Below are 23564 nucleotides of genomic sequence, written 5' to 3' on the forward strand. Positions count from 1 at the left end.
TTAAAGAACTGTGAAAAAGCAAGCCATATAGGCAAAGGAATTATTTTTTGCCACACGCGTGAAACATCACATCAGTTAGCAGAGTCTTTAAAAAATGAAGGATTTTCTGCAGATGCGCTTTCAGGTGAACTTGGACAGGTACATAGAAATAGCATTATGCGAAACTTTAAAAATGGCAGCTTAAAATATTTGGTTGCAACCAATATTGCTGGCCGAGGAATTGATGTCGCTAAGCTTTCTCTTGTTATTCATTATGATATTCCATATACACAAGACGAATATATTCACAGATCGGGAAGAACAGGAAGAGCGGGGCACAGTGGTTTAGCTCTGGCTTTATGTGAGCAAAAGGTTCAAGGATATTACTTGAATTTAATGAAAGAATTAAGCTTAAAAGCAAGTGAATTCGACAAATCTTTTTTTCAAAATACAAAAAATGTTGATGAAATAAAAGAAGTTGATTTCTCTTATAATGAAAAAATTAAGTTTTCAAAAATACATATCAATAAAGGTAAGCAAGATAAAATCCGTCCTGGCGATATACTTGGGGCATTTATTCAAGAGCTTTCCTTAGCAAAAGAAGATATTGGAAATATTTTCATATTTAACAACTTCACTCATGTGGAAATTAATACAAGTAAAGTAGAATTAGCAAAAAAGAAGAACTTTAAAGTTAAAAATTTGCAAGTGAAAATAACTGACGCAAAATAATCATCGGGTTACTTTTTATGCTTTTCAAATAATGTCGATATTTCTGCAAGCATAATGTCTTTTTCAAGGTCATCATTTGTTAGTAATTCCTTAAGAAATGAGGGTCTATTTTTTTCTGACATAATAGATTTATAGGTTGGAATATATAAAACGTCGTTAGATATTTCACCAGAAGCACAAATGAACTTATGATGAAGCAAATACTCAACCCAGTCCTCCGCATCTTTTTTATTTAAATACGAAACTTTTACTATATGTTCTATGGTTGTAGCTTCATTCAAATTTTGAAATTGCTGCGATATTATTTTATAAACTGTCAAGCAATCTGCGAGACTTTTCCTTGGATAAAGCTGTTTTGACAGAGAGTGCTTATAATAAATTATTCTTTGGCAGGAGACTGTTAACGCTGCACCAAATAAAGTAATAATCCAAATAATCCTGAGCCAAACGAAAAATAAGACAGCTATAAGTGGTGCTGTGCCGTACATATGAATAGGATCCCCAGAAAAAGCTCTGCGGGCGAGATAGACATTTAAAAACTGCAGCCCCTCGAAGAGCAAACTTGAAATAACCCCACCAAATAATACGACTTTAAAATTTAATCTTTTACTTGGAATAATATAATAAATAATAACAAAAAAAAGGGCCTGAAAAAACATACCAAAGCCCATACGAAAGCTTTTGATAGCAAGGGTATTATATGAATCAAAATCTTTAATCGTTATCCAACTTATAAATTGATCCGATTTGATAGAGGCAAGACCTAAAATAAAAGGTGTGATCGTTAAAATAACCCAGCATTTGGTAAGTCGGTTAAAAAGACTTAATTTACCTTTGATATCCATAATTTCATCGAAAGTATCTTCTATTCTAAGAAGCAAAAGAACAACAGTGACTAGAAAAGTTACAAGAGAGATAATCCCAAGTTCTTTTACTTCTAAATTTTTAATTAAAATATGTAGATATTCTGAAATCTGCAATCCAGCAACAATACCAAAATGCTTGATAATAGTTGGAGATATTGTTTGAACAAAAAAATCATTTAAACCATTTACTGTGTGGATAAAAGTAAATAAAATTGCTAGTAACGGAACAACTGATAATATAGAAGTATATGTCAGCTGTGCCGATTTTTCGGATAGATTGGAATTTCTTAAAACAAAAATGCTTTCTCTGAAAACAAGCTCACATTTTTTTATGAATAACCCTTTTTTTATAGCAAAAATAATCTCTTTGTGGCGGGGCCTTTTTAAAGTTCTATTTATAGAATAAATAATTTTATGAAATTGAGGAATCAATTGGACACCTAATTTTATTGATCTTTTATGATTAAGCTTTAAACTTCATAATCATCAATGTATTTATTATCTCTATATGTATGCATTTTGTAAAGATCAGCTGAACTTTTTTGCCTACATTAAGTGTGAAGAGTACATATTTTGCCGATATGACAGAGAAAAGTATGCTGGCTTAAATTTTGGAGCTAAACTCAATTGTACAACAATAATTTGAATTCCAAATTGCCAACGTAGCTGGTTAGAATTAATTGCTTCGATGCTCCATGAAAGAAGCCCTACAAATGGAATTTTTTTTTATTTATATAAATGGGATTAATAATTTATTATGCTCTTAGCAAGAAGTATTTTATAAACAAACTTTTTAATGATAGAAATGAAGAAGAAAAATCTGAAGATGCAGAAGTAAATTCTCTTTTGGAAAAAATAAAAAGATAAAATTATTGATTATTACTAAATTAAAATTAGTTTCTTTTCTTAGAAAGTGATGAAGATGGAGAATTTTAAGGCATAATAATATATTAATAATAAATAATTATTAATAATATAAAAAATAATTTTAATTATATATTTTTATTAAAAGATAAAAACAATTTAAAAAATATTGAATACTCTATTGAGTTGTTATATATTAATCCTTAATATTATAGGGAGGGCGTAATGAAAATTCATAGTAACTTACTTTATTTATTTATATCCATTTCAGTAAATATAAATGCCTATTCGAATAGCATAAATGATAATTCATTAATTCCTGATTTTCATGGAGATCCTCTAATATATTGTAGTGCTTATTTAATGCTTTCGATATCTACAGAGACTTCAAGTATTGAAGGTTATATTTCGCCTGAGAAACCTATCTTCTCAAGCTATTCTTATTTGTCAAAAGTATCGTCACCTTTAAAAGTAAGAACAAAGTATTTTAAACTGGAACCAGAAGACAATAAGCCATGTGGATCAAACGTGAGAGAAAATGATCTTTTCTATTTCACTTTTGCAGGAAATCTAAGTAATTTAAAAATAGATCTTGATAATGGAAGGTATTATCTAGCTAATACGGATCTCAATCAACCCAGTCATGCATTTTTTCTATTTAGTTTAGTTCTAAATTCTGGCTCAACTTATGTTTTAAAAAATGACTCAAATTTTTTAAAGTGCTCTTCGTATGGGAAATGTGAATTAACTACAGATATTAATGAATCTACGCATATAAAATTTATTCAGTTAAATACATTTTACTATCAGAAGGCTTAGATGACATTAACAAGAGATATATTATTTTATCTTGAAAATTAAGCTTTAAATTTAACTTATTTATTTTTTAGACATTGAATAATTAAAATTGAAATTATTGAGAATAGAATCACTAAAAAGAAAGATTTAAATATTCTCTTGCATCGATTGTAATATTTAATTTTTTAAATTATACATTATTATTTAACGAAAATGATAATATTTATAGAAGATTATCATCCGTTTTTTCTGAATTGATATTTTTTATTGATAGTTTATTTTCCTATGTAGCGAATGGAAAATAGAATGACATTGATTTTTGGGGAAATATTAAGTGTAAATTATCTTTATTTTATAAAGTCATTGCTTTAAGTTCTATCAGACACGCTATTTTTTTTATAATAAGGGTACGGTTGCATTTTTTTTAAAAATGGCAGAAATACTAAAAATATTATTGATTTAACTTTTAATTCTTTTATTGATATATTATCATATTAAATATATAAAGAAATGAGTTAATAAAGAAAAATATGAGGATTTGTGCAAAATTATTTTACATTACATTTAACATGATTTTTATTTGATCATTTAAATTAATTTAACTATTTTTTTTGCTCATAATTTTAATTTTATAAAATTTTATTTCCTTGGAGTTAGTTAATGGATGGGATTAGTATTATATGTATTGCTGTAAGAGAGTTAATTATAATTTTTATAATTTCAATTGTATCTATTAGAAATGTTAGAAAAAAATGAAAAATATTTAAATTATTAAATAAAATATAATATAATATATAAATAATTGTAATATTAATAAGTGTGAGGATTTTAAAAAATAATTACTGCATTTATTAGGTCTGAATTCTATTTTTCTATAGGGGATTTTATGTATTTTTGGAGCATCAAAAAATTAAAAACGCAAATTATTGAGAACAATTTCAATGAAAAAGATAGATTAAAATACTTTTTTTTAACAAATGCATTAATGCTTCTATATTTTTTCTTTTTGGAATTTATATATATTAAAAGTGATATTATCTATGATCAAATTGAAAGAATTATTTCTAGTTTGATAACTTTACTGACTATTTATATCACCTATGTAGCAAATGGGAAAAAAAGCGGCAGTGATTTTTTAGGTAAGTTCACAAGTTTATATTTTGTTTTAAATATTAAATTTTTTGTTTTAAGCATTTTAGGTTATTTATTGTTATCCATTATTTTAATTTCTTTCTTCCATATACCATTTGAAAGTGAGAATAAACTTAAAAGTATTTGCGAACTAATATTTTTTTCTATTACGAATATATTATTATTATGGAGAACATATTATCATATGAAAGACATAAAACGAAGACAAATAAGTTGATAAAAATTTTTATAGAAAAAAATCTGCGTTTAAAAACTCAGCATAACACTGATTCCTAACTCTTATTGAAACCAAAACTCTTAAATCTCAATGCAAAATTTTTAATCCAGAAAAACTCATAAACTCTTGCAGAACTTTTTTGCCAACAATAAGAGTGGTGAGGACAAATTTTGCTGATTTGGGATCATTAGTAAATAGAATACCTTCTTTGATTAGAGGTTTTAAGCTATCTTTTTTAATAACAGGAAATTTAGATTCTATCTGTGTGGTAAAATCTTCGAGAGAATGAAATCCTTTCTTAAGAATATCTTCGATCCTGATATGTGCCCAAACAGCAAATGCACCACTTTGTATGCGTTTTGAAATTTCTAAGGCAACCCGGCCCATAGTGTAGCGAGGATTTATTTCGGACAAGACTTTAAATCTAAAACCGTACTTTGAGTTTTTATCGCTGTAGATAAAAGCATCGATGCCAGCGGGGCCTTCATAATTTGCATTTTTCAATTGCTCTGCGACATACTCAGCAACGCATTTAAAAAAGGTCAAAATATCCTTATATTCATTGACGGGATTATAAATAAATTTAATGAGGTTTTCGTCTAGATCGTCTGATTTCCTCCCGACAAACGTGGCTTTGTATTGCCCTCTGAGATCTGTCAGGAATCGAGTCGAGCCTAATAGAGAAATTTGTTCACCATCTATTTTAAACTGGTAAGAAAACTCGATAGCTTTGTTAAACCATGGTTCGACGACTAGGGAACCTTGTTCCCTTAATATTCTTTTGATCCAATTGATTTCGGATTTATCCTGCTTAGTCGATTTAATTCTGCGCATATTTTGTCCCGAAGAACCAAAAGGTGCTTTTAAAACACACATGCTGTATTCATTTAAAGAAAAAATATCAGCAATGGCGTTCTGAGTTTCCTCTAGAGTGTGAACAACCCTTCCTAAAGTAACTGCAGCGGGGAGAATATCCTGCATATCTGAAAATTTTGCGTTTATTTTTTGCGAAATTTCAGCAGCTAAGCATTTGGAATAGAGAGGTTTCGTATTAATTGCAAAAAAGTCGTTTACAAAAATGTTGTTTTGAAAAGGAATATTGCCAATTAATTTTTCTTTAAAGTTCTTAAACAAATGGATACTTTCAGGACTCCAGCCCCAGGGATTGAGGGATCCATAATAACGCTGTGGAATTGTATCACTCTTGAAACACTGCAGACTGTTTTCATACCATTCAGGGAGATCAAAGCCACAATCTTTTAGGGATTGTAAAAACTCGACACTTGGTTTTTCAGGAGTGAGAATAATATCATCTTTTGTTGCAATATATAACATAAGTGAAGAGCAGTCATGTTGAAGATTCTCGACAAATTTATTTGGAGAAAAACCAATTTTGCCTCGTGCGACTTCGGCATCACAGGCAGGGTTAAAATAGAATATGTGGGGAGGTCTGCCTTTTGAAGAAGAAAAAATAGAGAGTTCGTTAATATAGTCTTCAGATAGTCCTGCTAATTTTCTACCTTCTCGATCATAAATTGTTCCCTTAGCGCGTGCAGGACTCAATGGTAACTTTAAAGAGGAAACATAAGCTTCCCATTGGCTTTGCTGCGGATCGCGCAAGCGCTCAAACCAAGTGACTCCGTGTTTTAAGTGACCAATTTCTTCTTTATAAACGATATCCAATATATTCGCAGTTTTAAAATCATTTATTTTAAGCATAAGATCTTTGTAAAATAAGGAATAATCAATATTTGCTTGTTCAAAAGTCATACTCATATGTGTTACGAAATCCAGTGGACTTTCCATTTGTGAGAGACAATTCCAAAAGAAATCATTGACAGGTATTTCGCCAAATTCAACATTTAATTCTTGCATACGGTTTAAATAAAGTGACATATGCTTTTGTTCTTCAAGAATGGTTCGCGCAATTCCCATACGAAAACTTTTAGGTGCATTGGGAAATTTTAACAGAACCAAAGCCATAATTTCCATGGCAAGCAATTCATGATTGGCAAAAAAATGCAGAACAAAACCTCTTTGTTGTTCGGATTTTAACTGTTCAATATTGGGAAATGGCAATTTTTTTTTGAGTTTCATTTTTTCGAAACAAAGATGATTGGGACGGCCGGGAAATTTGGGTGCAATTATTGCCTGATATGAAATATCATCTGTAAGCAATTTTGGTTCCAAAAGTTTGTCACTCGCAATATTTGTCCCAAATAATATTATCTCAGCAAATTCCTTTAATTCCATTCTAAATTTCCCTTTAAACAGGCAGAAATTGCTCTCTCTGGAAAAGATTGCCGATCGTTTTTGCGACATTAAGAACAAACCTGCTCAAGCATTTTATGGCAAACTCATTAAAAGAAGGCAATAAAAAATTCACCCATATTTTTATCTTAATTAGGAAGAACGTATGGCAGATGCTGAAGAAAAAAAAGGGGATGCAAAAAAAGATGACAAAGCGAAAGATCCTAACGTAAAGGAAGAGAAAAAAAGTAGATTTGCCTTATTTGCAGGAATCGGTGGGGTTCTCTTAGTCGCACTCGGGGTGGGTGGCTTTTTTGTATTTAAAACGATCAGTGCAAAAAAACAGATGGCACTTGCTGCGCAAGGTGCAGATGGTGCAGCTATGGCGGATCCCAATGCGGATCCACATGCAGATCCTAAAGGAAAAGATGATCATGGAAAAAAAGATGATCATGGGAAATCTGAAGAAAAGAAGGATGATCATGGAAAAAAAGATGATCACGGAAAGCCAGAAGAAAAGAAAGATGACAAAGGAAAAAAAGATGAAAAGAAGGATGATAAAGGAAAAAAGGATGATCCGAAAGGAGCGCCTCCTGCGGATCCAAAAGCTGCGGCAGCGGACCCAAAAGCTGCGCCGGTCGATCCAAAAGCCGACCCAAATAAAGGAACAGCAAACTTTGGTGATACGTTCTCGATTCCGCGCTTGGATTTAAATTTAGGTAATTCAATTGAAAATCGTTTTATAAGAATTGCTATCGCCATTGAATATCGTGGTGGTGAAATCCAAGGGATGGAACTTAAAAAAAGAGAAGCACAAATAAAAGATATCATAATAACTGCAGTCACAGCTAAGACAAGATCGGATTTAATTTCAGATAACGGAAAAGAAAGTTTGCGTAGAGAAATTTTAAACAGAGTGAACGAAGTTTCGGATCGCCCTGTGCAAAATGTTTTCTTTACCGAATTCTTTGTGGAGTAAGGAATGGATCAAGTATTAAGTCAAAACGAAGTTGACGCCTTATTAAATGCAGTTTCGGACGGACGGGTTGAAGGACCTGATGCGGGGAAGCAGGATGCATCGGGTATTGTGCATTATGATTTAGCAAATCAGGATAGAATTATCCGTGGGCGTATGCCTACACTGGATATTATCCACGATCGATTTATTCGTTTATTTCGTATTTCTTTATCTGCTGCACTCAGAAAAGTGGCGAATATTGGAGTGAATAGCTCTGGGCCGATTAAATTTGGTGAATTTATGAATTCACTTCCATTGCCGAGCTGTTTAAATATTTTGCGCATCGAACCTTTGCGTGGCTCTGCAGTGATGGTTATAGAAAGTAAACTGCTATATGCGCTCGTTGATAGCTTATTTGGTGGAAATGATGTTCCTTATACAAAGATTGAAGGTAAAGATTTTACTCAAATAGAAATCAAAGTCGCAAGACGAATTGTTATGTCTGCTGTAGATGATCTGGAAAAAGCTTGGGCACCTGTTTTTCCAATTAAAATATCTTACTCACGTACAGAAATTAATCCACAATTTGTTGCAATTGTTCCTCCAAGTGACGTGGTAATTTCAACTGCATTTGATATTGAACTTGAAAAAATGAGTGGTTCCATAAAACTCGTCATACCTTATTCAACACTCGAACCTATTAAATCAAAATTAAGTGTTGGATTTCAAAATGAGCAATTAGAAGTAGACCATATTTGGATCAATAGAATTAAATCTCAATTGATGGGAACGAGTGTTAACTTAACTGTTAGCTTAGGAAATTGCTGGATAAACTTAAGGGATCTTATGGAAATTGCCAGTGGAGATGTTCTAATTTTGGAAAGAGATTGCGATAAAGCGCTCGATGTTATGGTGGAAGGTATTCATAAATTCAGAGGCATTCCAGGAATTATAAGAGGAAATAAAGCAATTAAAATAACAGAATTAATCGGAGATAATTAATATGGCTGATCTAAATGAAGGCTTTCGACCTGAAGATTTTGGTTTAGGAGATGAAGGGGCAGAAGGAGAAGCACCTGCGGCGGAAGCTGCACCCGCCGAAGCAAGTTCGGGAGGCGGGGGTGGCGGAGGCAATTCCTCTCAGGCGAGTAAAGATGATGAGTCATTAAAAAATCTTGATATATCACGCATGAAAATGGTTCTTGATGTTCCACTTAAAGTCACAGTGGAGTTAGGCAGAACAAAACTTTTAGTAAATGATTTGCTGCAATTGGGTCAAGGTTCCGTTATTGAACTTGATAAAATGGCAGGTGAACCAATGGAAATATATGTCAATGATAAGCTTGTGGCAATGGGAGAAGTTGTTGTCGTTAATGAAAAATTCGGTGTGCGTCTCACAGACGTAATGAGCGGTGTTGGAATGGATGCATCTTCATCGGGTGATTCTGTTTGATAGCGCGTTGGATAAAAGGGGTTATTATGAAAATTCTATTTATTTTCTTTAATTTAATTTTAGTTGGGAGCAATGTTTTTGCTCAATCTTCCAATGAAGCTATTGTACCACCCATTCAATTTCCAGAGCAAAAAATAGAAGACACTGTGCAGAAGTCTGAGCAGGAAAAAGGGTTCTCTAACTCTGAAAAACTAAAAGAAATAAATTTGGAGAATCAAATGCAAATGATTCTATCAAATAAAATCCCTGAAAATGAAGCCATAAAAAACTTAAAGACAGAAATAGAAACTAAGAAAAGCAAAACGAGTGAAAAGATAAAAACTAAAGAGAGTGATTATGACTTTTTAAAAGAAGATACTCCTAAAAACAAATCAGGTTCTGATTTATTGAAGTTTTTTACTTTAGCAATTTGCTTTACTTCTATTATAGCTGTTTGTGGGTATTTTCTTGTAAAGATGAAAAAAAGAGGGGCATTTGCAATGACTCGCCCCGATAAAATTATGGATGTTGTTTCGAGCTTATCCATATCGCCAAAAAGACAAGTTTTAATATTAAGGATTCGTGATCAAGAGATCGTAGTGTCCAACACAGAAGCTGGGATTAATTTTTTAACTGAAATTAGTGGGAATAGTGGATATCAAAGTAAACAGATTGTTGAAAAAAAACCAAATTTAATCAGTGATAAAATGACATTTTCTAAGTCTGACAGATCATTTATAGAAAAACCAGAGCCTAGAAAAGAAAACGTCATAAATAACTCCGACAAAGTAGCAGAAAAGAAATCGGACATTCTTCTAAAAGCATTAAAAAGTTTAAATACGAATTCCCTCACTCAGAAGTTAAAAAATAGTGAAGAAAAAAATGGAGAAGAAAATAAACCAGGAAACTTTCCTAAATATTTAGCGAGTCAATTTGAAGCAGAAAGCAAAAAGGATTTAAAAAAGAAAGAAGAAGATGGAGATAGTGTAGAAAACGTAACAAATTTAATTAGAGAAAAACTTCGCTCGATGAAACCGCTCAACTAAGTGTACTTATTAACAGGAGATGATATGAGAATTATTCTTTGTATTAAGATATTGCTCCTATCATTTTCTTTATTTTTTACACAAAATAATTTTGCGCAAAATAAAAGTCCTGAACAGAAATCTGAAAAAACTTGGCAAAGAGACAATGCTAATGTGCAAAATAAATTGGATCTCAGTAAAAGTCCAATGCCTATTTTTTCAATAAATATTGCCAATGGTGAAAACCAAGATGATTTTATTCCTGCAATAAAAGTAGTCGCAATCCTTACATTGCTTACTTTTGGGCCAGCTATATTACTCTTAATGAGTTCCTTTACGAGAATTCTTATAGTGCTTTCTTTTTTAAGACAAGCATTGGGAATTCCGACAATGCCACCCAATCAAATTCTAATCGCTCTCTCTCTCTTTCTTACTTATTTCATCATGGCACCGACAATTACAAAAATTTATGATTCTGCGGTTGTCCCTTATATGCAAAAGGATATCACCACTCAGCAAGCTCTCGATGTGGGTCAGAAACCTTTACATGACTTTATGATTGCTCAAGTAAGAAAAGACGATCTGAAATTATTCTATCAAATGAGTAAACTAGAGCGCCCAGAAAGTAGAGATGATGTGCCAATGCGTGTTCTTGTTCCTGCATTTGTCATCAGTGAATTAAAAATGGCTTTTCAAATTGGTTTCTTAGTTTATTTACCATTTATTGTGATTGATATGATTGTCAGCAGCGTTTTAATGGCAATGGGTATGATGATGTTACCTCCAACAGTTGTCAGTTTGCCTCTAAAATTAATATTATTTGTCGTCGTAGATGGTTGGAATTTATTAGCAGGATCATTGATTAAAAGCTTTATTTAGAAGGATAGTATATGAATAATCAGCAGGTCATCGATATTATTCTTTCTGTTCTCTATATAACAGTAGAAATTTCGTTACCTCTATTGGGTGTCGCTCTTGTAGTTGGTTTACTCGTCAGCGTGTTTCAAGCGGCAACTCAAATAAACGAATCGACTTTAAGTTTTCTCCCTAAAATTGCTGCGATGTTGGTTGTACTCGTTTTATTGTCGCCTTGGATGTTGAGAAAATTAAATGACTACACTCACAAAATATATGACAAAATCCCAGAATTATCAAGGCAAAATAAGTGAGAAAATAATGGATATATTATCGGTCATACAATTTAAACCCGAAACTTGGCCCATGCCGATAATGGCCTTTTTGCGAATTACGACAATCTTTTTTTTCTTACCTATTTTTGGTGATCAAGTTGTCCCGACTAGACTCAGAATATTATTAGGCTTAGCATTTACATTTTTTTTATATCCATTAGTTTCAGATAAAATGTATCATACAGATAAGTTATTACAATGGAGCGCTGTAACCTTAGCTATGGCGACTTTGCATGAAGTATTTTTTGGTTTTGCTGTAGGTTTTGCTGCTAAACTCGTTATTTATGCTGTTTCAGTAGCATCGCATACAGTTGGAATAAATATGGGTTTTCAAGTCGCATCCATGTTTAGCCCAGGATTAAATGACCACGAATCTTCATTTTCAGTTATGAAAAATTGGTTTGTCATTATTTTAATATTAACTTTAAATATTCATCATATTTTTATTGAAGGCATTGTTAAATCATTTCTAACGGTGCCAATAGCCGGAATTCCCGATAAAGTTGCTTTAACTAGAGTTGCAGTTTCTGTTATTCAAGAAGCATTTGAATTGGGAATACGCCTCGCGGCCCCACTTCTAGCCGTGCAAATTTTAATTAATATTTCTTTGGGTCTACTCAATCGAGCTTTGCCATCTTTAAATGTATTTATTGTTAGCTTTCCATTAAGCTTTCTCATTTCTATGATTATTTTATTTATAAGTATTACATCTTTTATGAGCTTGCTTGGAAATTATGGAATGGAAAAAGAAGTGGCTTGGTTTGAATCGATGCGGCGGGTATTTGTGCCTGTGAATTCACCTTGATTTTTTGAGGAAAAATGGAACAACGAGAAGAAAAAGGACAAGAAGATAAAACTGAAGAAGCGACCGAAGAAAAGCGGAATCAATTTCGTGAGGAAGGAAATATTGCCAACCCACGGGAAATTGTCGCTTGCGTCACTCTTATATTATTTACATCTTATTTCTATTTTTCTTCTCAAAATCTCATTCTTGCATTTCAAGAATGCTTTCGGCGTGCATGGTTTGGTTTCCCCGGCTATTATGTTGATTACTCAAGTCTCTTAAAAGTTATTTTTTATGCAATATCACCCATATTACCACATTTTATTTTTATTGTTTTGGCATGTTCTGTTTTTCCAACATTTATAGGTTTAGCTGTCACTCGTTTCAATTGGTCATGGAAAAAATTGAATTTTAATATTGGAAAATTAGATCCAATCTCAGGTTTTGCCAGAATGTTCAGTGTGAATTCATTTGTGGAAATGATCAAAGTTGTAACGAAATGTTTAATCTTTAGTATTCTCATTTTTATAGTATTGAAAAGTGAAATTTTTTCAGCAAGTGAAAACTATTTTTACAATAATTTAGATTATATGAAAAATATTGGGAATTCAATATCAAAATTAATGCTTGTTATGTGCGCTGCAGGTGTAGTCATTGGGGGTGGAGATTTTTCTTATAATTTCTGGAAAATTAATAGAGATATGAAGATGACTAAGCAAGAATTAAAAGAAGAAGTAAAAAAGCATGAAGGGGATCCTCTATTAAAATCCCAAAGAAAAAGAATGGCGCGTGATTTTGTGATGCGGAAAAGTTTGAGAGAAGTGCCTAAAGCAAGTTTTGTTGTGACGAATCCAGAACACTTTTCTGTAGCTATTCGCTATAAAAAAGGAATGACAGCACCTGTTATCATTGCAAAAGGACAGGATCTCATTGCTTTTAAAATTAGAGAAATTGCGAAGCAACACGACATTATGATTGTTGAAAATAAACCACTGGCAAGAACACTTTATAAAACTGTAAAAGTTGGGCAAGAAATACCGCCCGTTTTATATCAAAGTGTTATCGAAGTGATCAAATATATACATAAAATTAGAGGTAGAAAATACTTTGAAAGATTTGAGGCATAATGTATGGCAAAAAGTTCGACGCAAGTTGCTACTAATTCCCCGACAAGTTCATTGACTGCGCAAGCAATGACAAAAAATCCAGATCTTATTATGGCTGTTGTTGTGGTTGGCACAGTCCTCATGATGATTTTTCCCTTGCCAGTATTTTTTCTCGACTTTTTATTGGCAATAAGTATATCTGTTGCATTAATTATATTACTGGTAAGTATTTATATAACAAAGCCACTTGAGTTCGGTGTTTTTCCAACTTTATTATTAATTTCGACTTTATTTCGACTTTCTTTGAACGTTGCAACGACTCGAAACATTCTTTTGCATGGTGCTGATGGAGAAGTCGCAAACTTAGTTGTAGGTTTCGGTAAGGTCGTTGTCGGTGGTAATTTTGTCGTTGGTTTTGTTATCTTTATAATTTTAATGGTGATCAATTTTATCGTGATCACCAAAGGTGCTGGGCGCGTTGCTGAAGTTGCTGCTCGATTTACCTTGGATGCCATGCCAGGAAAGCAAATGGCGATCGATGCGGAATTAAACGCGGGGCATATCAATGCTGACGAAGCAAAAAAAAGGAGAAAGTCAGTTGAAAAAGAAGCCGATTTCTATGGTGCAATGGATGGTGCGAGTAAATTCGTTCGCGGTGATGCCATTGCAGGAATTATTATTACAGTTGTAAATATAATTGTAGGTTTTTCCATTGGCGTTTTAATGCATGATTTAACACCTCAAGACTCTGCCGCTCGTTTTACTCTGTTTGCTGTGGGTGATGGATTAATCAGTGCCATTCCCGCACTTATGATTTCCACTGCAGCTGGTATTATCGTGACAAGAGCGACGAGCGAAGGAAATTTAGGGAGTGAAGTCTTAAATCAAATAAGAATTCACCCTAAAGCATTTTATATTGCTGCTGGATTGATTTTCTGTTTAGCATTAATACCAGGGTTTCCAAAATTATCTTTTTTTATCTTGGGATCAATTCTCGTCATCTTTGGAAGAATGTCGCATAATTGGATTGATAATAAAAAGAAAACAGAAGAAAGTATGAAAGATGCAGATGAGCGGAAAAAAGATGAAAAAGACGTAAATAACCTAGATAGTATCATGAAAATTGACATGCTTGCCATAGAGGTTGGGCATGGTCTTGTTCCTTTAATTGACCCTGCGCAAGATGGAGAGGTTGTTGATAGAATACAAGGTATTCGTAAACAATTTGCTCAAGAAATGGGAATAATCATTCCACAAGTTCAATTGCGTGACAATCTTCAGCTCGATCCTGGATCTTATCAAATTCTTTTGAAATCCAATAAAATATCTCAAGGAAATTTAATGGTCGATTATTTTCTTGCGATGGATCCTGGTGGTGTTGATTTACCTATCAGTGGCGAAACCACGAAAGATCCTGTCTATGGATTGCCTGCAATATGGGTGCACAAACGCGATAAAGATGAGGCTGTCTTTAGAGGATACACAGTTGTGAATTGCTCCACAGTTATAGCGACGCATGTAACAAAAGTTTTAAAGGAACATGCGGCAGAACTTATCACGCGGCAAGATATGCAATATTTAATCGATAAATTAAAAGAATCAAATCCAAAAGTGGTCGATGAAGTGCTTCAATCAGATAGACTTTCATTAGGAGAAATTGTGAAAGTCGTGCAAAACCTGCTTCGTGAAGATGTGTCAGTGCGAGACATTCTTACCCTATTTGAGTGCTTAGCGGATCATTGTAGAATTATTAAAAATCCCGATGTTCTTTCTGAGCAATGTCGCAAAAGTTTTGGCAGAAATATTGTGCAAAAACTTTTGAATGAAAAGGAAGAAGTTTTGGTTGTTACCTTTGATCGCTTGATTGAAGATATTTTATCTGGAGGACTTGTGACTACCGAAAATGGGACTTCCTATATAAATTTAGATGCTAAGAATGCACAAGAAATATTGCAAAAATTAATGAAAAGCATTGCTGCTTTTGAGCGCGAAGGATCGCAACCTGTTCTTCTCATAAGTGCCAAAATGCGCCAGGCATTTCAGCGCTTAGTTTCACGCTATATTCCTCATTTAGTTGTTCTATCATACGATGAAATTCCTGGGGATGTTAATATTAAAAATTTAGAAATGATTATTTAAATTTTACTGTTTAGTTATGAAGGAATAAAAAATGGAAATTAGAAAGTTTGAATCGTTTTCACTTCAAGACGCAATAAAACTTGTTAAGTTAGAGCTTGGTCGAGACGCAATCATTCTTTCTACCAAAGAAAAAGAAATATATTCTGAAGATCTTGATAAAAATTGTCGGATCTATGAAGTCACTGCAACTGCAAATGCAACTATGAATGGACGTGTGATTTCTCCTAAATCCGGACAGAATTTACCTAAAGTTGATTTTCCAAGAATCAAACCCAAAAATGAAGCAACTGTTGTAAAAGGGGACACAAAAATATATCGTCCACAAAATAGTCCAAGTCTGGTCAATTTAAATTCTGAGACGCGTATTATGGCAAAAACCTTAGCGAGCGCATTGCAAAAAGATAATTCAAAAGAAAGACTCTTAGCTCCTGAACAAAATCGCGGGAAAAGTTATTATGATAATGCTGAGAATATAGAAGATATTGGCGTACTTCGAAGTGAAATTTCTAAAGTAAGAAAAGAATTAGAGGCTTTACCCCAAGTCGATATTTCAGAACAAATGCAAGAGATTAAACTTCTTTTGCATGATATTATGAAGGAAAAGTATAAGAAAACAGTTGATGGTTCTAACACGCATATCACAGACATAGGTATAAGGCTTAGAACTGCAGGAGTTTCAGAGAATTTTATAAGTCAACTCTCAACCTTTTTAAAGGGATTAGAGGATCCTAAATTAAGTGAAGAGTTGGTTGCATCCCCAGAAAAAACAAGAGATTTTTATTTAAGCAATGCTATTAAATTTATCTTTAAATATTTAAAAGTAACAGGGCCTTTCCGAATTGAGAATGGAAGAAAAAAAATAATCTGTCTTGTCGGACCAACTGGGGTTGGTAAGACTACGACAATCGCAAAAATTGCGGCAAAATTAAAAATCACGGATGGAAAAACAGTTGAATTAATTTCGATGGATTCCTATAGAATTGCAGCATCAGATCAATTGCGTGTGTACGCAAAAATTTTAGAATGTCCTTTCGCCGAGACAAGTGATAAAAATGAGTTATTAAAATATATCTCAAAAAATAATAATTACGATTATATACTTATCGATACTGCAGGAATTAGCACGCGCTTTAATGAACAAATGGAATTTTTAAGAAAAATGTTAACTGTTCCTTTGCCGATCGAGTTTCACCTTGTGATGTCTTGCACAATGAAACAAAGAGATATTGATGAAACAATTAGAGGATTTAAATTTTTATCACCAAGCAGTTTGATTTTTACAAAACTTGATGAGTCGTGGGCATTTGGAGAAATATTAAATAGCAGTGTGAGTGCAAAAATCCCATTAAGTTACTTTACGACCGGTCAACGTGTTCCAGAAGACTTAGAAATTGCATCTAAGGAAAGAGTTGTTGAGAGATTACTAAAGTTATAAATCGGTAAGATTTTAGGAGGGGAGCAGTGTTTGATCAAGCTTCAAGTCTAAGAGAAATAATGAAAAATATTGAGAAAGAAGGCGTGAATAAAATAATTCAGCCTCAATTTACGCAAAAGATACCTACTGTTATTGCTGTATCTGGTGGAAAAGGTGGGGTTGGCAAAACTTTGACCACGGCAAATCTAGGACTGTGTATGGCTAGGCTCGGAATGAGAACATTGCTTATTGATGGTGATTTTGGTTTAGCAAACTTAGATGTAGTTTTAAATTTACGACCAAAATACACTTTAGATGACGTGCTTTGTGGTGAACGACATCTAAAAGAAATTATCATGACGGGGCCTGAAGGTGTGCGAATTATTCCTTCCTCAAGTGGAGTCATGAAAGTCCCTGAATTGGATAAACTACAGAAATTAGTTTTGCTTGATCAAATAGAAGCTTTAGATGAGGAATTTGATGTTGTGATCATCGACACACCTGCAGGAGTTTCAAAAAATGTACAATATTGGACGACTTCTGCTGCGGAAATTATAATGGTTGTGACGCCCGAACCAACAAGTTTGGCAGATTGTTATGCAAGCATAAAAATTCTTGCGCAAGTCACTTCTGAAAACTCATTCAAGCTTATTGTAAATATGGCTCACAATGATCAAGAAGCAAAAAGAATATATGAAAAAATATCTACATTAGCGGATGAATATTTGCAAGTACGCGTTGAATATCTTGGGTTTATTCCTTTTGATGAATCCGTTAGAGCTTCTGTGCGCGAAAGAGTGCCTTATGTGCAGAGATATCCATTTTCTTTGGCTTCTCAAGGTTTAAGAGATATTTCACGTCAGATAGTTACACAAAGTACAGTGGGTCAGCTTAAAGGAACAATGCAATTTTTTTGGCGAAGAATGATTGCAGCCAATAATAATGAAGTTTTTGCATATAAATAATGTTTTTTGGAGGCATAATGAGCACATCGGGAGCCACACAAAAAAAACAAATTTTTGTTGATGATAATGCTGAACAACCAAAACCAAAAAAAGTTGCACAAAATCAAACAAGAGCTGTTCCTTTAACGAGTGATCCTATGAGAAATCAAATCATTATGGATTATGCCCCTCTTATAAAATATATTGCTCAAAAGATTGCAGCGCGGTTGCCATCTAACATTGATTTAGACGATCTTTTTTCAGCAGGTGTCATTGGATTAATGGATGCGATTGATAAATATGACCCTAGTCGAGATAATAAGTTTAAAACCTATGCAGAATTTCGTGTGCGTGGAGCTATGTTGGATGAATTGAGAAATCAGGATTGGGTACCTAGAAGTGTGCGAGAAAGTAACAAAAAAGAAGATAAAGCTAAACTTGAACTTGAACATAAACTTGGTCGTCCTGCAACTGAGAGAGAAATTGCTCAGTTTCTTGAGGTTCCTTTAGAGGAATATCAAGAGCGTATGGGAAGGACGCGCGTTTCAATGATGAGCCTTGAAGAATTGGGTGGGACACATTCTAGTGACAAAAAATCGTTACTTGATTGCCTTGAAAATCCAAATTCAAAAAATCCTTTTATTCAACTAAAGAATAAGGGAGTTCGTGATATTATTATGAAAACAGTGGAAGAATTGCCAGAAAAACAAAAATTAGTTTTAAGTCTTTATTACTATGAAGACTTAAATTTAAAAGAAATTGGCCGAATATTAGATGTAACAGAATCTCGTGTATCTCAGTTGCATACTCAGGCTGTTCAAAAAATGAAGTTAAAGCTGAGACACCTCTTGCAGGAGTAAGGCTTTTGAGAAAGGAGTGCCTTTAAAATGGTTTATCCAAACCCCCAGATGAATATCTTAATCGTAGATGATTTTCCAACCATGAGAAAAATAGTTAAGAGCGTTCTCAAACAGCTTGGCTATCAAAACATTTCAGAAGCAGAGGACGGACAACTTGCTTTAAATTTTTTGAAGGTCAATCCTCAAATAGAATTTATTGTTAGTGATTGGAATATGCCTAACATGACGGGAATTGAGCTGCTCAAAATGGTGCGAGCCGATCCAAAGCTGAAGCATCTGCCATTTCTTATGGTAACAGCGGAAGCAGATAAAGATAATATTGTTGAAGCAGTAAAAAGCGGAGTGAACAATTATATTGTTAAGCCATTTAATGCTGCAACAATGAAAGAAAAAATTGATAAAATATTTATTAAGAAATAAAAATTTTAAGCATATAAGTAGAAAATGCTGAATGGAGTTTTTTCATATGCAAAAAAACCTCACTATTGAGGATATTGAAGAAATTAATCAAGCTGGTGCTTCCGCACAAATACAGCCCACTCCTTTTGATCTAAGACTCATAACTAAAAAAATTCCAATCCGTTTCTGTGAATATAAAATTTCAAATTTACCAAATAAAATGCTTAACTCTGAGACTGTTGGCATATCTAACAAAGGTGTTTTATTTTTATCTACAACTGAATTTAAGAAACAAAGTTTACTGCGTGTTTGGGTAGAAATTCCAGATTATTGGTCAAGAAAATCTCGCAAAGTAGAATATAGACATACAGAAGCTCCTACCTATTTCCAAATTCTCACCCGTGTCTTAAGTGTGGAAGAATTTTTAAAACGTGGAACTAAATATCAAACCCTATGTGAAGTGTTAAGTATTGATCCAATAGATGAATCTGTGTTGGAAGATTATTTGAATAACAGTGGAGTGATTCAAAAATGAATTCTATAGCTATTGTGCTATGTATTGGATTTATTTTTTTAATAATTCAATCCATTTTCATTACATTTTGTTTGAGATGGCTTGCCAGCGGTAAACGAAAAAGAGACAAAGAATTTGCAATACTCGATGCTGAGAGAGGGCAATTAATTGAGATGCAATCTGCATTAGCAAGAGAAGTACAAGATGCTAAAAAATTAGCAAATGAGACCTTAAATAAACTAAGAATAATAGGTTCAGAAGCGCATGCAGAATGGGAAGACGTCACAAAAAAAATAAATAGCGTACTGCTCGAAGTTGATAAGCACTCAGGAATGATTTTGGAAGATAATTTGTCAAAATTAGCTATGCGGAGTATGTCTCTTGAAAAAATTATGAAAGATGCAAGTCAAATAAATGAAAAAATTTTAGAAAACACAAGAAAAGCTCAGAAAATTCTTAAATTATTTGATACAAACGTGCCAAATGAAGAGATTTTTAAAGAGATTCAAAGCGATAAATATTTAGAAGCGAAAAAACTGCTCAGTGATGGTATTGATGCAAGTGCTGTTGTAAAAAAGCTTGGTTTAAGTATGTCAGAAGTTCTATTGTTGTCGGCTTATAGATAATTTTATTTTTTTATTTGCCATATTTTTAAATAATATTTTTCATAATTCAAATCAGAATCTATTTCATTATCTTTTAATTTATCAAGTAACTTTTTTGTTACTAAAATGGGTTTACTAATATATGTACTGCTTTCTTTTTCTGCAAATGCTCTATTAAGTTCATCAGCAAGCTGCCAACCTTGGGAATTGAGAGGCTCTGCTACAGTCGCAATTTGACTGGAAGAGCCAAACCGTATCCGTCTTAAAGCCTTTATAGAACCGTCACCCGCTGAGACACTTTTTATATCTTTTCTCCCAATACTTGCGAGAGAATAGTGAATATTATCAAAGTAAATATCATTAATCGCCAGAATATGTGTCAATGACTTTCCAAATTTCTCATTCAAAAGTGGAACTACAGATGGTATTTCTTCTTCAGCATTTGAAATTAAAACATTTTCAATGGAGAGAAGTTTGCAATTTTTGCACGCATTTATAATTTCCTTCATATGGTTTGTTTTGGCATTTGCGATTTCAAATTGATTATCATTAAAAATAACAACTCCTGCTTTACCCTTTGAGTCATTGATAACAAAATTTGCTGCAATCTTTGCAACGTCGAGTGCATTGGTAGATACGTTGACAAAAAGATCCTTTGTAGCTCCAGCTTTCTCACTTGCATGCCATCCAACGAGAATAATTTTATTTTTTTTGGCTTCAAGCACATAAGAACTGTTCTCATCTGGTTGAAAACCTCCAAGGACAATTGCATGTGGTCTTGCATTGACTGCTTCAATGAATTTTTTTCTTATCGTTTCAATCTGACCTTGCCCATCTAAAATTTGAATACTCCAATTTAAATATTTAGTAGCACTTTTAAAACTTCTAAATATTGCAGATACTCCACCATTTCTTAAGTCAGAAGAAATAAAAATAATTTTTTTTGACATTTGTGCAGGAGGACCTGAAGTAGGCCCTTCCCATTTAGCATAAATATTTTTATCTAAGAAAAATTGAGTGATGAAAAGTGTCACAATTAATGTGTAAATTAATTTGCTCAGATATTTTTGCATTTTATTTTCCAGATAAAGAGAATTAAATTGTGAATTCATTTATTTTTCTTCTTATTTTGACCCCATATTTTTATGTATGCATCCTCATAGCCAGAACCAGAATCTACATATGATTTTTTTAATCTTTCTAATAAATTTTTTGTCACTAATACAGGTTTATTTATAAAGCCACTTGGAGGTTTGCCTGCAAATGCTCTGTTCAACTCATCAGCAAGTTGCCAGCCTTGGGAATTTAAGGGTTCAGCTACTGTTGCCAATTGATAGGCATAGCCTGAACGGATACGTGTGAGGGCTTTGAGTGAACCATCTCCTGCAGAAACATTTCTAATATCTTTCCGTCCAGAATTGGCTAAAGCATAATTAATTTTATCGAAATAAGAGTCATTTATTGCTAATGTGTGAGTCCAGCTTTTACCAAATTTTTCGTTTAAGCGGGGAACGACAGATAAAATATCTTCACTTGCATTTGTTAGTGGGATGTTTTCAACAGAAAGCACTTTACATTTTTCACAGCTTTCTATGATTTTGCGCATGGCCTCAGTTTTTGTATTTGCAATTGGAAATCTATCGTCGTTAAGGAAAACAACTCCCGCCTTTTTTTTTCCATCTTTAATAGCATATTCCGCAGCTATTTTTGCGACTTCTTTTGGGTCTGTTGTAATATTCGTAAAAACATCTTTATATGGGCCTGGTTTGTCAGTCACATGCCAGCCAATTAGAATTATTTTTAATTTTTTTGCTTGCTCAATTTCATCTCCGAGTTCTTCTGGGGGAAATCCACCAAGAACAATTGCATGTGGCCTTAATTTTAATGCATCAATAAATAATTTTTTCGTATTACTTTTTCCTCCATCTGCATTCACTATTTTTACATTCCACGATAATGCTTCGGCGGCGGCTTCAAAGCCGCGATAGACAGAAGAGACGCCACCATTCCTAAAATCTGCTGAGATAAAAATGATATTCTTGGCTGATTGTCCTGATGGTCCATCCGTCGGGCCATCCCATTTAGCGAATAAGTTTTGCTTAAGAAATAATTGAATAGAAAAGAGAAATAGAAAAATAAAAAAAGCAATTTTTGCTGATCTAATTTTCATATCGGATGAGCCTCCCTGAGTAAACACTATAAAAGACATAAGTCCTCTTTTGTATTTATTTTATATATTTGAGGATATTCCATTCAATATGGTATTTCAAGTTTTGTAAAATTATGAACAAAAATATAAAAAATTTGCAACTAGTGAATTTTTTAATTATACGAAATTTAAAAAAATTTATAAAAATGGTTATCTATTTAATAAAAAATTAAAAAATTGTTTGACTTACATATGTATATACAATATATATTAAATTACTTTCAAGTATTTTATTCTATTCTCAAATTATTTAAAGGAAAATTATAATGAACATAATAATTAATAATATTTTTAAACTATTTTTCCTTTCTCCTATTGTACTAAGTGCAACTGCATATTCCTCCGTAAGCGCCTATGTTTATTGCTACTCTCCTCAAGAGGACAGATGGGAATGGCTAACAGATAGTAATAGCAACTATGTTACAGCAGATGGCGTATGGAGAACAAAACAAATAGGGAAATATATATTGCGATTTTTTCAAATATCTTCTCAGAACTCAGATGAAATCGAATCGTTTAGAAATCAATGTATTTCAAAATATGGAGAATCCTATAAATTTGTTCAACCTTCAACAGATAGAAGTTTTAATTTTCAGTGGAGACCATTTGCATTGAGTGAGCATCTTATTGTGAATGGGAGAATTGAAGTCAGAGATTTTAGGTTTTTAGGAGGTAGGACATTTAATCATTTTTGTAAAATTACATTGCCTTACTCTCCTGATCAGATCCGCTATTTATCTATACCAAATATCATTCAATTGAGTGATAATGAAGCTTGTAATTGAGTGCTTAAAATTTCGCTTCAATATTTCCGCCATAACCTCCTCTGAAAATGATTTAAAAGCTTTAACAGTGGTTAATTTTCCTTATTCAGAAATTTTACTTTAGTTTAAGATATATTCTAATAGATATCAAATAATACTTTATATAAATATGTGAGAAATTAATTAGAAATAATAATAAACTATTTTATTATTATTTTTTTAATTTAAGTATTTATTTAAATTTTAAATCTTTATTGTTTTGGCTATCTATTAAATAAATTTTTATAAAATTATTTGACTAATATGTTTTTATTCAATATAGATTGTATCGCTGATCAGCATTTTATAATTATTTAAATTGGT

23 protein-coding genes (1 of these 23 only partly in view) are annotated in these 23564 nt (G+C 32.8%); 19 read left to right on the forward strand and 4 right to left on the reverse strand.

The window, feature by feature from the left end; all coding sequences use genetic code 11:
• Positions 1 to 711 carry the end of a DEAD/DEAH box helicase gene (locus tag EZS29_RS01680; protein ID WP_130605905.1) on the forward strand. It extends 819 nt beyond the left edge of the window, so only the last 711 of its 1530 coding nucleotides appear in the window; its start codon lies beyond the left edge, outside the window; it ends in the stop codon at positions 709 to 711.
• Positions 712 to 719: 8 nt separating this feature from the next.
• Here EZS29_RS01680 and EZS29_RS01685 read toward each other — a convergent pair whose 3' ends face one another.
• Positions 720 to 2009, reverse strand: a complete 1290-nt coding sequence (locus EZS29_RS01685; protein WP_172603719.1) for a YihY/virulence factor BrkB family protein — start codon at positions 2007 to 2009, stop codon at positions 720 to 722.
• Between the two features lie 657 nt (positions 2010 to 2666).
• On the opposite strand from EZS29_RS01685, the gene EZS29_RS01690 reads away from it, so the two are divergent.
• The gene (locus EZS29_RS01690; RefSeq protein ID WP_130605909.1) at positions 2667 to 3260 is read left to right on the forward strand and encodes a hypothetical protein; all 594 of its coding nucleotides are present in this window, start codon (positions 2667 to 2669) and stop codon (positions 3258 to 3260) included.
• Between the two features lie 865 nt (positions 3261 to 4125).
• Positions 4126 to 4608, forward strand: coding sequence for a hypothetical protein (locus EZS29_RS01695; RefSeq protein ID WP_130605911.1), 483 nt, complete (start codon positions 4126 to 4128; stop codon positions 4606 to 4608).
• Positions 4609 to 4695: 87 nt separating this feature from the next.
• Here EZS29_RS01695 and EZS29_RS01700 read toward each other — a convergent pair whose 3' ends face one another.
• A complete protein-coding gene (locus EZS29_RS01700) occupies positions 4696 to 6861 on the reverse strand; it encodes a DUF455 family protein (protein WP_172603720.1) in 2166 nt (721 codons plus the stop codon).
• 163 nt (positions 6862 to 7024) lie between these two features.
• On the opposite strand from EZS29_RS01700, the gene EZS29_RS01705 reads away from it, so the two are divergent.
• From EZS29_RS01705 to EZS29_RS01775, 15 genes are read left to right on the forward strand one after another with little or no spacing between them, the layout of a single operon-like run.
• The gene (locus tag EZS29_RS01705; protein ID WP_130605915.1) at positions 7025 to 7837 is read left to right on the forward strand and encodes a flagellar basal body-associated FliL family protein; all 813 of its coding nucleotides are present in this window, start codon (positions 7025 to 7027) and stop codon (positions 7835 to 7837) included.
• Positions 7838 to 7840: 3 nt separating this feature from the next.
• Positions 7841 to 8818, forward strand: coding sequence for a flagellar motor switch protein FliM (gene fliM / locus EZS29_RS01710; RefSeq protein WP_130605917.1), 978 nt, complete (start codon positions 7841 to 7843; stop codon positions 8816 to 8818).
• A gap of 1 nt (position 8819) precedes the next feature.
• Entirely contained in the window at positions 8820 to 9269 is a 450-nt protein-coding gene (fliN, locus tag EZS29_RS01715; protein ID WP_130605919.1) for a flagellar motor switch protein FliN, read from the forward strand.
• A 26-nt stretch (positions 9270 to 9295) separates the two neighbouring features.
• Positions 9296 to 10294 carry a flagellar biosynthetic protein FliO gene (locus EZS29_RS01720; RefSeq protein ID WP_130605921.1) on the forward strand — a complete coding sequence of 333 codons (999 nt, stop codon included), beginning with the start codon at positions 9296 to 9298 and terminating at the stop codon, positions 10292 to 10294.
• Positions 10295 to 10318: 24 nt separating this feature from the next.
• Positions 10319 to 11152: a flagellar type III secretion system pore protein FliP gene (fliP, locus tag EZS29_RS01725; protein ID WP_246035207.1), complete on the forward strand. Its 834-nt coding sequence runs from the start codon at positions 10319 to 10321 to the stop codon at positions 11150 to 11152.
• An 11-nt stretch (positions 11153 to 11163) separates the two neighbouring features.
• Entirely contained in the window at positions 11164 to 11442 is a 279-nt protein-coding gene (gene fliQ, locus EZS29_RS01730) for a flagellar biosynthesis protein FliQ (protein ID WP_130605923.1), read from the forward strand.
• Between the two features lie 7 nt (positions 11443 to 11449).
• A complete protein-coding gene (locus tag EZS29_RS01735; protein ID WP_172603721.1) occupies positions 11450 to 12268 on the forward strand; it encodes a flagellar biosynthetic protein FliR in 819 nt (272 codons plus the stop codon).
• A gap of 14 nt (positions 12269 to 12282) precedes the next feature.
• A complete protein-coding gene (locus EZS29_RS01740; protein WP_130605927.1) occupies positions 12283 to 13374 on the forward strand; it encodes an EscU/YscU/HrcU family type III secretion system export apparatus switch protein in 1092 nt (363 codons plus the stop codon).
• A 3-nt stretch (positions 13375 to 13377) separates the two neighbouring features.
• The gene (flhA, locus tag EZS29_RS01745) at positions 13378 to 15492 is read left to right on the forward strand and encodes a flagellar biosynthesis protein FlhA (protein WP_130605929.1); all 2115 of its coding nucleotides are present in this window, start codon (positions 13378 to 13380) and stop codon (positions 15490 to 15492) included.
• Positions 15493 to 15523: 31 nt separating this feature from the next.
• On the forward strand, positions 15524 to 16927 hold the full coding sequence (flhF, locus tag EZS29_RS01750; protein ID WP_130605931.1) for a flagellar biosynthesis GTPase FlhF: 1404 nt from the start codon (positions 15524 to 15526) through the stop codon (positions 16925 to 16927).
• 26 nt (positions 16928 to 16953) lie between these two features.
• Positions 16954 to 17871 (forward strand): MinD/ParA family ATP-binding protein, encoded by a 918-nt coding sequence (locus tag EZS29_RS01755; protein ID WP_130605933.1) that lies wholly within the window; start codon positions 16954 to 16956, stop codon positions 17869 to 17871.
• Between the two features lie 17 nt (positions 17872 to 17888).
• Entirely contained in the window at positions 17889 to 18710 is an 822-nt protein-coding gene (locus tag EZS29_RS01760) for a sigma-70 family RNA polymerase sigma factor (protein WP_216678700.1), read from the forward strand.
• Positions 18711 to 18737: 27 nt separating this feature from the next.
• Positions 18738 to 19130, forward strand: a complete 393-nt coding sequence (locus EZS29_RS01765) for a response regulator (protein WP_130605935.1) — start codon at positions 18738 to 18740, stop codon at positions 19128 to 19130.
• A gap of 46 nt (positions 19131 to 19176) precedes the next feature.
• A complete protein-coding gene (locus EZS29_RS01770; protein ID WP_130605936.1) occupies positions 19177 to 19644 on the forward strand; it encodes a hypothetical protein in 468 nt (155 codons plus the stop codon).
• Entirely contained in the window at positions 19641 to 20249 is a 609-nt protein-coding gene (locus tag EZS29_RS01775; protein WP_130605938.1) for a hypothetical protein, read from the forward strand. The genes EZS29_RS01770 and EZS29_RS01775 overlap by 4 nt, the downstream gene beginning before the upstream one ends.
• A gap of 2 nt (positions 20250 to 20251) precedes the next feature.
• Here EZS29_RS01775 and EZS29_RS01780 read toward each other — a convergent pair whose 3' ends face one another.
• Both EZS29_RS01780 and EZS29_RS01785 read right to left on the reverse strand, forming a co-directional pair.
• Entirely contained in the window at positions 20252 to 21340 is a 1089-nt protein-coding gene (locus EZS29_RS01780; protein WP_130605940.1) for a substrate-binding domain-containing protein, read from the reverse strand.
• Positions 21337 to 22398: a substrate-binding domain-containing protein gene (locus EZS29_RS01785; protein ID WP_172603722.1), complete on the reverse strand. Its 1062-nt coding sequence runs from the start codon at positions 22396 to 22398 to the stop codon at positions 21337 to 21339. Before EZS29_RS01785 ends, EZS29_RS01780 begins: the two co-directional genes overlap by 4 nt.
• A 305-nt stretch (positions 22399 to 22703) precedes the next feature.
• Between EZS29_RS01785 and EZS29_RS01790 the strand changes: the two genes are divergently transcribed.
• Positions 22704 to 23222: a hypothetical protein gene (locus tag EZS29_RS01790; protein WP_130605944.1), complete on the forward strand. Its 519-nt coding sequence runs from the start codon at positions 22704 to 22706 to the stop codon at positions 23220 to 23222.
• The last annotated feature ends 342 nt before the right edge of the window (positions 23223 to 23564 follow it).

The organism is Fluviispira sanaruensis (genome assembly GCF_004295685.1).
GTDB lineage: Bacteria > Bdellovibrionota_B > Oligoflexia > Silvanigrellales > Silvanigrellaceae > Silvanigrella > Silvanigrella sanaruensis.

Bases quoted from the DNA above. Each gene is read 5' to 3' on its own strand.
- EZS29_RS01770 (WP_130605936.1), top strand. From the start codon at position 19,177: ATGCAAAAAAACCTCACTATTGAGGATATTGAAGAAATTAATCAAGCT.
- flhA (WP_130605929.1), top strand. From the start codon at position 13,378: ATGGCAAAAAGTTCGACGCAAGTTGCTACTAATTCCCCGACAAGTTCA.
- EZS29_RS01790 (WP_130605944.1), top strand. From the start codon at position 22,704: ATGAACATAATAATTAATAATATTTTTAAACTATTTTTCCTTTCTCCT.
- EZS29_RS01700 (WP_172603720.1), bottom strand. From the start codon at position 6,861: ATGGAATTAAAGGAATTTGCTGAGATAATATTATTTGGGACAAATATT.
- EZS29_RS01740 (WP_130605927.1), top strand. From the start codon at position 12,283: ATGGAACAACGAGAAGAAAAAGGACAAGAAGATAAAACTGAAGAAGCG.
- EZS29_RS01760 (WP_216678700.1), top strand. From the start codon at position 17,889: ATGAGCACATCGGGAGCCACACAAAAAAAACAAATTTTTGTTGATGAT.
- EZS29_RS01720 (WP_130605921.1), top strand. From the start codon at position 9,296: ATGAAAATTCTATTTATTTTCTTTAATTTAATTTTAGTTGGGAGCAAT.
- EZS29_RS01765 (WP_130605935.1), top strand. From the start codon at position 18,738: ATGGTTTATCCAAACCCCCAGATGAATATCTTAATCGTAGATGATTTT.
- fliN (WP_130605919.1), top strand. From the start codon at position 8,820: ATGGCTGATCTAAATGAAGGCTTTCGACCTGAAGATTTTGGTTTAGGA.
- EZS29_RS01705 (WP_130605915.1), top strand. From the start codon at position 7,025: ATGGCAGATGCTGAAGAAAAAAAAGGGGATGCAAAAAAAGATGACAAA.
- EZS29_RS01695 (WP_130605911.1), top strand. From the start codon at position 4,126: ATGTATTTTTGGAGCATCAAAAAATTAAAAACGCAAATTATTGAGAAC.
- flhF (WP_130605931.1), top strand. From the start codon at position 15,524: ATGGAAATTAGAAAGTTTGAATCGTTTTCACTTCAAGACGCAATAAAA.
- fliM (WP_130605917.1), top strand. From the start codon at position 7,841: ATGGATCAAGTATTAAGTCAAAACGAAGTTGACGCCTTATTAAATGCA.
- EZS29_RS01735 (WP_172603721.1), top strand. From the start codon at position 11,450: ATGGATATATTATCGGTCATACAATTTAAACCCGAAACTTGGCCCATG.
- fliQ (WP_130605923.1), top strand. From the start codon at position 11,164: ATGAATAATCAGCAGGTCATCGATATTATTCTTTCTGTTCTCTATATA.
- EZS29_RS01785 (WP_172603722.1), bottom strand. From the start codon at position 22,398: ATGAAAATTAGATCAGCAAAAATTGCTTTTTTTATTTTTCTATTTCTC.
- EZS29_RS01690 (WP_130605909.1), top strand. From the start codon at position 2,667: ATGAAAATTCATAGTAACTTACTTTATTTATTTATATCCATTTCAGTA.
- fliP (WP_246035207.1), top strand. From the start codon at position 10,319: ATGAGAATTATTCTTTGTATTAAGATATTGCTCCTATCATTTTCTTTA.
- EZS29_RS01775 (WP_130605938.1), top strand. From the start codon at position 19,641: ATGAATTCTATAGCTATTGTGCTATGTATTGGATTTATTTTTTTAATA.
- EZS29_RS01780 (WP_130605940.1), bottom strand. From the start codon at position 21,340: ATGAATTCACAATTTAATTCTCTTTATCTGGAAAATAAAATGCAAAAA.